The following is a 9,045-nucleotide window of genomic DNA, read 5'->3' on the forward strand; positions in this document are numbered from 1 at the left end:
ACCTTTAGCACCTGGGGCTCCGTTCTTTCCATCTGCTTCGTAAGTTATATTAGTACCTTTGCCAGAACCATTTTTTTGTTTACTACCATAGTCAAACTGAATTATATCCGAAATGTCATGCGGCTCTAGTTCAGGAGTCCTTTCTTTTCTAATAAATGAATAGCTTATTTTACGAATGTCAGTATTGGGTTTTAATTTAGTAACAAAACGAAACAACATTGAAGTCTGCTGGTTAACGAGTTCATCATCAACATCTGAATAACTTATCGAAAGGGTGGTTGAGTTATTTACTCTAGTTTTATACAAGCGTTGTGAATTTTTATTTAGCTCTTTTTCCTCTATTAATTCTAATTTTTCGTGTTTGTCAATACCTGGACCACTAAAGTTAAATTCTATAATATCATCTTTGTCTTTTTTTAAATCATATTTAGTATTCTTACCATCATCCAAATAACTATATTCCCAAAAAATACTGTTGGCAGAAGGGCTATAGTAGCCTACCAATCGTCCTTTTTCATCATTTTTAGAAAAAGTACCTTTATATCCAACTCTTTCACCACCGACACCCTTCATCTCTGCTACATAATAATCATATTCTAGTAAGTACTCTCGCTCATCAACAATTTTTTTAGCATCTTTTGGTAATTGAGCAAGAAACGTCTTAGATGGGGTTGAATGAGATTCTGTTTCCTCATTTAAAGGTAGTGCTTTATTTTTTATTAACTTATTTCGTCTGCTTTCCGTCATTTTGTTTGAGGAAGAAAGTAAATTTTTTTCCTCAAAAGCATGGCCTTTGAAAATAGACTCCGTCTTAGTTATTGTGGATGAGGCCTTATGTTTTGTGCCAGTTCGAACCGTTGTGTTAACCGATCCTGTATCAGAAATCGTGTTAGTTGATGAAGGTACACTTCTTGTTTCTACTGAATGACCTTCAGTATTCTTTTCAGCCTCAGCAGATTGTGGTGCTTTACTTTCTGAAGTGTTTACGGGTGCTGGTACAGGATTTTCTTTTACTTCTGTTTGAGGAGTATTTGTTGCAGAAGCAGGTGCTGCTTGTTTATCTTGTTCGGCAGTTTTATTTTCAGTTGCTACCGTCGAAGCTGCTTGCGGCTCAGCATTAGCTGTTGTTTCTCCTCCATTAGAAGGAGTACTTTCACTAACCGTTTCCCTTACGGGTTGAGCAACAGTAGTTGGTGAGGGAATCTCAGGTGTAGCCGTAGGTGTTGTTGAAGCTGTTTCAGAGTGTAAAACGATGTCATCATCCACTTTTGGCTGTGGCTTTGTATCGACTACTTGATCCTTCATTTCATCTGCATGCACAGGTGAAATATTGCTTACTACAGCTGCACCGGCAAAACTTGCTGTTGCAGCGACTGTAATTTTTGTTAATTTTTCTAGATGTTTTTCCATTATTTAAAATAAACCTTTCCTACTATAAGATAACTGTCACACCAAATTGATGTTCAATTTTTTGAGAGGCTTGGCGAATGACTTCTCCAGCCGAAGTCAATATTCTGAACAGCTGCTCTAAATCATCTTTCACAATCCCGATATGACGCAAAAAAACTTTTCCATCATTATCTATACAAAAATAATAGCTTCCCGCTTGTTCTACATTCAATTCATTTACTAGAGATTCCCACTTGGAACGCTCTTCAAGATTCCTACAATAAGCAATATTTGTAAAAACGATTTGATAAATTGCTTCCTTGTCTTCCTTATCTAACTGAATTGCAAAGTCAACCATATGAAATTCGTTGATTTGCAACTTCCCTTGATAGATCCAAGACTGATCTGTTTCTTGTTTCTTTAAAACGAAGTTTTTTCCGGATAAGAACTGTTGAAATTTCTCATTTATTTGATCCACATTTACCTCCTTATTCATCAATCAAAATTATAGATTGGAATACTCTCTTTCTCTATGTTGTTGTATTCTTTCGAAAAGGAAATAATCTTTCTATTTTTTTGAATTGTTTCTTGACTTTCTTCTATTTTGTCAGATACTTCCTCTTCCTGCTCTGATAACAAGCGAACATCGATTGACATCACCGCATTTAAATAATCATTTAACAACTTCTCAACAGAATGCTTCATACTTTGCTCTTGTACCAAGATTTGTTGCTTTAGATCCGAAAGCAAACGAATATCTTTCTCAGCAACCTCTAAGCGTTGCTGAACATCATCTTCCACACCTCTCATCAATTTATCAGCCTCTTCTTTTGCGTCAAGAATAATCTTATCTGCACTTTTCCGAGCCTCTACTAAAATCTGAGTGATTTCCTCTTCTCTAGATTGGTAAACTTTCACTTGCTCTTTTAAGGACTCACTAATATCCATATAGTAATTTAGCTTTTTCTGAATTCTTTCTTTCTCCTCTAAAAGAGAGACAATATAATCATCCGTTTTTGATTTAGAATACCCAAATAATAACTGTTTTTTCATTGACACTGATTCTCTATTCTCCTTTCTTGTTTCTATAAACGAACGGACTGCTCAAAAACAATATCTTAATTTTCTATATCCCACCTCCTACATACCCTGTAGTGGTATATGGTATATATAATATATCATAGTAAGTGTTTTATAGCAAGCCCCATATTTGACTATTGGAAAATTTTAATATAGAATAATTAAAAACATACGCTGGAGACTACACAAAATATGGAACGAGAGAAACTTATTATGCGTTTGAAACGCTCTGAAGGACAACTTAGAGGAATACAAAAGATGCTAGAAGAAGAACGTGAGTGTATGGATATTATTGTTCAGCTAACAGCAGTACGTTCAAGTATTAACCGCGTCATGGAATTAATCATATCGGAACATTTTTATGATTGTTTAGCTAATCCCCTGGATGATCCACAAAAGCAAAAGAAAAGAATAGAAAAAACTGTTCAATATCTTGTAAGAGAACATGATAAATAAAAAAATAAATCGGTTGAGTAAAATCTCAATCGATTTATTTTGAAGTACGTACTAAAATCATTACCCTATTCTTTAAAATTTATTAAGTGCAGATGACACATTAATGATAGTCCTAAAAATACCAATATAGACTTCTTGAACAAATTAAGACTAGGAAGTTATCATGACATGAAATGCTTTTAACTGACATTCATTCTCAGCAAAGTTAAATCACAGCAACTTTTTCAATAAGTTTGCAATAAAAACAAAGTTAATTTTGTTTCAATTTGCTGAATCATTGTCTTAAATTGCTCAAAAGCTACTCGCTGATATTCAATCAATGGAATATTTTGAGCATAAGCACGCATTCCAATACTTTGACGGGTTATTTCCATTAAATCAATATGTGCTGTCCACTCTTCATCAATAATGCTTAAAAGTATTAATTTGATATTATCTTCAGAAAAAGCTTCACCTAATTGTGCTTTTTTTACTCGATAAAAAAGTAAAGCCTGCTCTGCTAAAAATCGTTCTATGAATGATTGTGTTTTAGATTCCAAGTTATGCACTTGATCGCTTGATAATACTAAGGAAAAATCCTGTAAATTGTCTAATAACTCATATATCTTTTCACTACTAGAACCTTGCCAATAATCATTTATAGTTTTATTAAGTGTTCGACGGATAATCTGTTCAAAATATCTTGATAAGCCACCATTCATCTTTAATAATCGAGTGCGCTCGTTATATATAATGCGTCTTTGCTCTGCTATGACATTATCATATTGCAAAACTTTAAGTCGGTCATCATAGTTATTTCCTTCAACTTGTAATTGCGCAGATTCTATATAACGACTGAGCATTTTACTTTCTATAGGAGCAGCATCTACTTTTAGTTTTTTCAAAAGCTTTTTAATTTGTTCTCCTCCACGTCGAACAAGTAGCTCATCTTCTAAAGAAATATAAAATCGTGAATATCCCGGCTCTCCCTGGCGCCCCGATCTTCCTCTAAGCTGATTATCAATTCGACGGTTGTCATGCCTTTCCGTGCCAATCACACAAAGACCACCTAAATCACGAACTTCCTGAGTCAATTTAATATCTGTTCCTCGACCAGCCATATTGGTCGCTACCGTCACTGCATATTTTTGACCAGCTAATTTTATGATTTCAGCTTCTGCTTGGTTACTTTTAGCATTCAAAACATGATGAGGAATCAGAACATTTGTCAACATTCTTGATAGACGTTCTGAGCTTTCGACAGATACTGTTCCAACTAACACAGGTTGACCAATTGCATAGCGTTTTTGAATTTCTTTCACAACAGCATGAAACTTACTATCTAATGTAGCAAAAATCAAATCTTGATCATCAAATCTTAAAATAGGTTTATTTGTCGGAATAACATGAACAGTCATATTATACACTTCTTGAAATTCTAATTCTTCCGTCTTTCCAGTTCCTGTCATTCCAGATAATTTGCTATACATTCTAAAAAAATTTTGAAATGTTATTGTTGCAAGAGTTTTATTTTCATCTTTTATAGTAACATTCTCTTTAGCTTCTAATGCTTGATGTAAACCATGAGAAAAACGCCGCCCAATCAAAATACGTCCTGTAAAACTATCAACAAGTTGAACTTCGTCATCATTTACTACATAATCAATATTTTTCTCCATCGTATAATTTGCTTTTAATGCTTGGTCTATATGATGAACTAATTTTATATTATGGTTAGAATACAAATTACGAATCTTAAAAATAGATTCTGCTTTTTTAATCCCTAATTCCGTCAAAGCAATCGCTTTAGTTGGAATATCAATCATATAATCAGTATTTTCATCTAAACTCTTAACAAAATAATCAGCTTGAAAATACAAATTTCCAGATTTTAATGAACCACCTGATATAACCAATGGGGTTTTTGCCTCATCCAATAAAATCGAATCCACTTCGTCAATCACAGCATAATTCAATGTTCGCTGAACACGATCAGAAATATCTGTTACTAAGTTATCTCTTAAATAATCAAATCCCAATTCACTACTTGTCGTATAAGTAACATCACAATTATAGGCTGCTCTTTTATCAGATTTAGATAATTTAGAATTACTTCCATTAATACCAACGCTCAGTCCTAGCAAAGTATATACCGGCTTCATTTCTTCGGCATCTCGTTTGACTAAATAATCATTAACTGTCACAACATGAACGCCATCACCACTCAAAGCATTTAAATATACTGGTAATACTGCTGTCACAGTCTTTCCTTCACCGGTTTTCATCTCAGCAATATTACCACCATGTAAAGAAATTGCTCCCATAATTTGAACTGTATGAAGTCTAAAACCAAATAAACGATGTATAGCTTCGCAGGCTAAAGCATAAGCTTCAGGGAGAATATGATCTAAAGTTTCTCCTTTAACAAGACGTTCTCTAAACCACAAAGTTTCTTTTTTAAAGTCACTTTCTGAATAATTTTTATAATTATTTTGAAGTTGCTCAATACTACTCGCTAATTTACGATATTTGTGCAATTCTAAGAGGTTTTTACTAAATAATTTTCTTATGTTTAATTCCATTATTTTTCAATTTCTAAAACATCCTACGTTAGCCTTACTTATGAATAAGAAAAATTGTCCTTCAATGTAATAACAATATTTCGTACTATTTCATTAAAAACTCACAATTGGACCAAATTTTTCTTCCATTTGTTCAATAACATACACCATAACATTCGCCCCGTCATTTAATAGATCATAAATCATCTGAACATCATGATGAACTTTCGTAATGTGTCGCGCAAAGATGCGCCCGTCATTTTCTAAACCTAAATAATAATAAAGTCCCATTTCGACGTTCAATTGGTTCAGAAATTCTAACCATTCACCTCTTTTTTCATAGGATTTACAAAAGCCTACATTATTAAATATAATTTGGCAAATCGCTCCTTCTAGCATTCCAATTTTTCTAAATGAAATTGCAAAATCCAGAATATGATAGTCTGATATTTCTAATTTCCCTTGATAAAGCCATTGATTATCATTAAAACTCACTTTCATTGGAAAATCATTCTGAACTAAAAGTTGTTGAAAATCTTGATTTAGTTTTTCTAACTTTTCCATGCTCTATTTTACCTTTCTGATAGTTAATAGTGGAATATCGTTCTGATTATCTTCTTGTAAAGGAAAGTTAATAATGTTCTTTTCTTCATCTTTTTTAGCTTCTTCTTTAAGCAAATCCAATTCTTGAAGTTTATATTCTTTATCTAAAGAAAGATGTATACTATCTAAATCAGCAATGTAATGTTCTAATAGCTTTTCTAATGTCGTCATCATAGTATCACGACGATTTAAAATCTGTTTTAACATTTCATTTAAATAATCATACTCTTCTTTATTGCTTATGAGCCATTCTTCACACTGGATGTTATATTTATCTTTCATTTCAACCGAATTTTTATTGGCACTAGCTATCATTTCTTTAGTACTATTTTGAGCTTGCATTGGAATTTCGATAAGCTGAGACTCGTTTTCTTTATACTGTCTTACTTGTTCAGCTAACTCTCGCTCAACATTTTCTGCTAATGTAATTTCAACATTCAATTGACGAATTTGTTCATTTAATTTCTCAATCTCTGTTTCAACTTTATCAACATCATATCCAAAAATAGATTTCGAAAACAATTTTTTTTTCATTTCTTGTTACCCCTTATATTCGTTTCAATTGAAAATTCAGGTACAGATTCTCCCTCGCTTTCTTTCAAACGGATTTCTGCCTTATCTCTTTCTAATGATTGAGTCAAGGTCGTCAATCTTGTACCTAGTTCATCTATAACGGAGGTTGCTGTCTTTATATTAGAATCCAAGAAACGAGAATCTGAAGACCTTAAATATTCTAACAATTGCATTAATTTGTTTCGTATGTCGTTTTTAATTAATACCTCTTGTTCTAGAATCATTTGTTTTTTTGCTTTAATATCATCGTCTAAAAATATCTGCTCTGCTCGTTTTGATAACAGTTCTTGTCTTGTCGTTTCAATAATAGCTTCAGCCTCTCCTTCTCCCCGTGAAATCAGTTCTTCTGATAAATCAGTTGCCTGATTTAGAATTGGCTTAAATAAGTCTTCTCGACTCTTAAAGTATTCTAAATCACGCTTTAAATCTTGGTTCTGTTTGTTTTTTTCTTGTAAAAGTATTTGAAGGTCTTCCGTCCTTTTTTCTAATATTGATAGCTCTTTTCTAACCTTAGCTGGTGAATATCCAATCAACTTTTTCGATAATTCCATATTCATATTCCTTAAAAATTATTAACTTTAATCTAAATAGCAGAATAAAAACTCTCATTTTAACTTGATTCCTTAGAAAACAAATTAAAAAGTATTCAACTGACGTAATTCTGCGAGCACTTCTGAAACAGAAGCTCCTTCACATTCAAAATTCTCAAGAATCTCTATCACTGCCTGACGATTATTCCAACTATCTGCTTTAAAAACAGGTAAATAGTTGAGCAAAATTTCTGATACTTGATATTTTGTCCAATGGAAAGCCTCTTTGCTAAACAATACACGTTTAGCACTTTCCCATCCTTGTTTCAATTCTCCCACATGGTAGGAAATCATTGCTAACTCATAATGCAATAAAAATTGATAAATTGGCAGATATATTACAATGGCTTCCTTTTCTGGGATATGAGCATCTTTAGCAGCTTTAGCAAATACATATGCCAGGTGATAATGCCCATGTTCACGCGAATAACGAACAGCTTCATATAAACTTTCTAATCTCTGAGGATAATATTCATACCCTTTTAACCAATAATACATAGCTTTAGCTTCCTCTCCCAATTGTTCAAAACAACATCCCACACGTGCATAAGCAGATGATATTTCTTGATCCCAATAACCAATTTCTATAAATTTTAAATACCATTCACTTGCCTCTTGGATCATTCCTGCTGCCATAAAGGATTGACCAGCATAAAAAGCATAGCGTGGTTTCAAATCTACATCTTTATTTGGATTGTAAAATGCAGCAACCAGCACTTGTGCATCATCATAGTATTTATTAGGATTCTGACTACGTCCCCCAAATCGACCGGATAATACATTATAATCACCGTCAATCTTTACATGCCAATTTTTATCACCTGTCACAATATACTCATGAACAACACTTCTCCAATGAAACTCTGGATTATTCTTAAATAAGAGTAAACGGTCATATACTGCACCATTATCATCTTTTAACCTAAAAGAATATCCATCTGCTACCAGATCAGGCAAATGAATTTCACCTTCAAAACGATCGTCTGCGTCAAAGACAAAAATATAATCGCTTTTACCGTCTGCATGCCTCAAAGCCAGTGTACGATTAACAGCAAAATTTTCCCAATCATCCTGATATAATTCACCAGGAATCTCTTTCTCTTGAAAAAACTCTTGTATTTCAGAAATAGTATTGTCAGTGGAACCCGTATCACTAATAACCCAATAATCCAGTGGAATATATTGGCAAATATTATCTAAGGTCTCTTTTATAATATGAGCTTCATTTTTAACAATCATATTTAAACAAATTGTTGCCATATTTCTCCTTCACATTGTTTCATATCAAAGAGGCATATCCTCTTTTTTATAAACTGCAACCAATCCAACAGTTTATTTAATAAGTGCTATCTAGTATTTATCTATTATATAAAATCCAAACAGACAACTTTTTATATTAAAAGTTGTCTGTTTTAGAATCAAGGCAAACCTTATATTTCTAAGATTTTATAAGAAAAATCATTTTTCCTAGACTCACCACTATTGACCATCCTTTTTACGACGCATTTGTACTACACCTAATAGACTAAGAATAGTCGCACTGCCAAGAAGGGATAAAGTCATATCATTACTTTCACCAGTTTGTGGTAAACGATTTGAACCACGTGTTACACCTTGTGCTACATCTACATTACGATTTGAAACAGAAGCTCCCGAATCTCTTCTAACAATTCTAGTACGACTTAAATTCATTGGATTAATGATTGATGTTCCACCGCCTGTGTTGGTTCCACTACCTGTGTTCGTTCCTGAACCTGTGTTGGTGCCGCTACCTGTATTCGTTCCTGAACCTGTATTCGTTCCTGAACCGGTGT

The 9,045-nt window shown here is 33.2% G+C and carries 10 protein-coding genes; 1 reads left to right on the forward strand and 9 read right to left on the reverse strand.

The features are described from left to right. From HMPREF2542_RS09925 to HMPREF2542_RS06385, 3 genes are all read right to left on the reverse strand, one after another. Nucleotides 1–1,410 (reverse strand): hypothetical protein (locus tag HMPREF2542_RS09925; RefSeq protein ID WP_222562129.1); only part of this gene is annotated, 1,410 nt, incomplete at its 3' end. Nucleotides 1,411–1,432: 22 nt separating this feature from the next. Further along, nucleotides 1,433–1,867: a hypothetical protein gene (locus tag HMPREF2542_RS06380; protein WP_070484579.1), complete on the reverse strand. Its 435-nt coding sequence runs from the start codon at nucleotides 1,865–1,867 to the stop codon at nucleotides 1,433–1,435. A gap of 17 nt (nucleotides 1,868–1,884) precedes the next feature. Next, nucleotides 1,885–2,442, reverse strand: coding sequence for a DivIVA domain-containing protein (locus tag HMPREF2542_RS06385; protein WP_049476491.1), 558 nt, complete (start codon nucleotides 2,440–2,442; stop codon nucleotides 1,885–1,887). A gap of 219 nt (nucleotides 2,443–2,661) precedes the next feature. On the opposite strand from HMPREF2542_RS06385, the gene HMPREF2542_RS06390 reads away from it, so the two are divergent. After that, a complete protein-coding gene (locus HMPREF2542_RS06390; RefSeq protein WP_003036716.1) occupies nucleotides 2,662–2,925 on the forward strand; it encodes a metal-sensing transcriptional repressor in 264 nt (87 codons plus the stop codon). A gap of 224 nt (nucleotides 2,926–3,149) precedes the next feature. Here HMPREF2542_RS06390 and secA read toward each other — a convergent pair whose 3' ends face one another. The 6 genes from secA to HMPREF2542_RS06420 form a co-directional block, all read right to left on the reverse strand. Next, the gene (gene secA / locus HMPREF2542_RS06395) at nucleotides 3,150–5,486 is read right to left on the reverse strand and encodes a preprotein translocase subunit SecA (RefSeq protein ID WP_070484582.1); all 2,337 of its coding nucleotides are present in this window, start codon (nucleotides 5,484–5,486) and stop codon (nucleotides 3,150–3,152) included. A 93-nt stretch (nucleotides 5,487–5,579) separates the two neighbouring features. Beyond that, nucleotides 5,580–6,029, reverse strand: coding sequence for a hypothetical protein (locus HMPREF2542_RS06400; protein ID WP_070484585.1), 450 nt, complete (start codon nucleotides 6,027–6,029; stop codon nucleotides 5,580–5,582). Nucleotides 6,030–6,032: 3 nt separating this feature from the next. Then, the gene (locus HMPREF2542_RS06405) at nucleotides 6,033–6,602 is read right to left on the reverse strand and encodes a DivIVA domain-containing protein (RefSeq protein ID WP_070484587.1); all 570 of its coding nucleotides are present in this window, start codon (nucleotides 6,600–6,602) and stop codon (nucleotides 6,033–6,035) included. Further along, nucleotides 6,599–7,192 carry a DivIVA domain-containing protein gene (locus HMPREF2542_RS06410; RefSeq protein WP_070484590.1) on the reverse strand — a complete coding sequence of 198 codons (594 nt, stop codon included), beginning with the start codon at nucleotides 7,190–7,192 and terminating at the stop codon, nucleotides 6,599–6,601. The genes HMPREF2542_RS06405 and HMPREF2542_RS06410 overlap by 4 nt, the downstream gene beginning before the upstream one ends. A gap of 84 nt (nucleotides 7,193–7,276) precedes the next feature. Beyond that, the gene (locus tag HMPREF2542_RS06415; protein ID WP_083278805.1) at nucleotides 7,277–8,491 is read right to left on the reverse strand and encodes a glycosyltransferase; all 1,215 of its coding nucleotides are present in this window, start codon (nucleotides 8,489–8,491) and stop codon (nucleotides 7,277–7,279) included. Between the two features lie 219 nt (nucleotides 8,492–8,710). Further along, on the reverse strand, nucleotides 8,711–9,045 hold a 335-nt coding region (locus HMPREF2542_RS06420; protein WP_148129465.1), incomplete at its 5' end, for an LPXTG cell wall anchor domain-containing protein.

It is taken from the genome of Streptococcus sp. HMSC034B05, from assembly GCF_001809055.1.
GTDB classification, from domain to species: Bacteria; Bacillota; Bacilli; order Lactobacillales; family Streptococcaceae; genus Streptococcus; species Streptococcus constellatus.

Bases quoted from the DNA above. Each gene is read 5' to 3' on its own strand.
- HMPREF2542_RS06385 (WP_049476491.1), bottom strand. From the start codon at position 2,442: ATGAAAAAACAGTTATTATTTGGGTATTCTAAATCAAAAACGGATGAT.
- HMPREF2542_RS06390 (WP_003036716.1), top strand. From the start codon at position 2,662: ATGGAACGAGAGAAACTTATTATGCGTTTGAAACGCTCTGAAGGACAA.
- secA (WP_070484582.1), bottom strand. From the start codon at position 5,486: ATGGAATTAAACATAAGAAAATTATTTAGTAAAAACCTCTTAGAATTG.
- HMPREF2542_RS06400 (WP_070484585.1), bottom strand. From the start codon at position 6,029: ATGGAAAAGTTAGAAAAACTAAATCAAGATTTTCAACAACTTTTAGTT.
- HMPREF2542_RS06405 (WP_070484587.1), bottom strand. From the start codon at position 6,602: ATGAAAAAAAAATTGTTTTCGAAATCTATTTTTGGATATGATGTTGAT.
- HMPREF2542_RS06410 (WP_070484590.1), bottom strand. From the start codon at position 7,192: ATGGAATTATCGAAAAAGTTGATTGGATATTCACCAGCTAAGGTTAGA.
- HMPREF2542_RS06415 (WP_083278805.1), bottom strand. From the start codon at position 8,491: ATGGCAACAATTTGTTTAAATATGATTGTTAAAAATGAAGCTCATATT.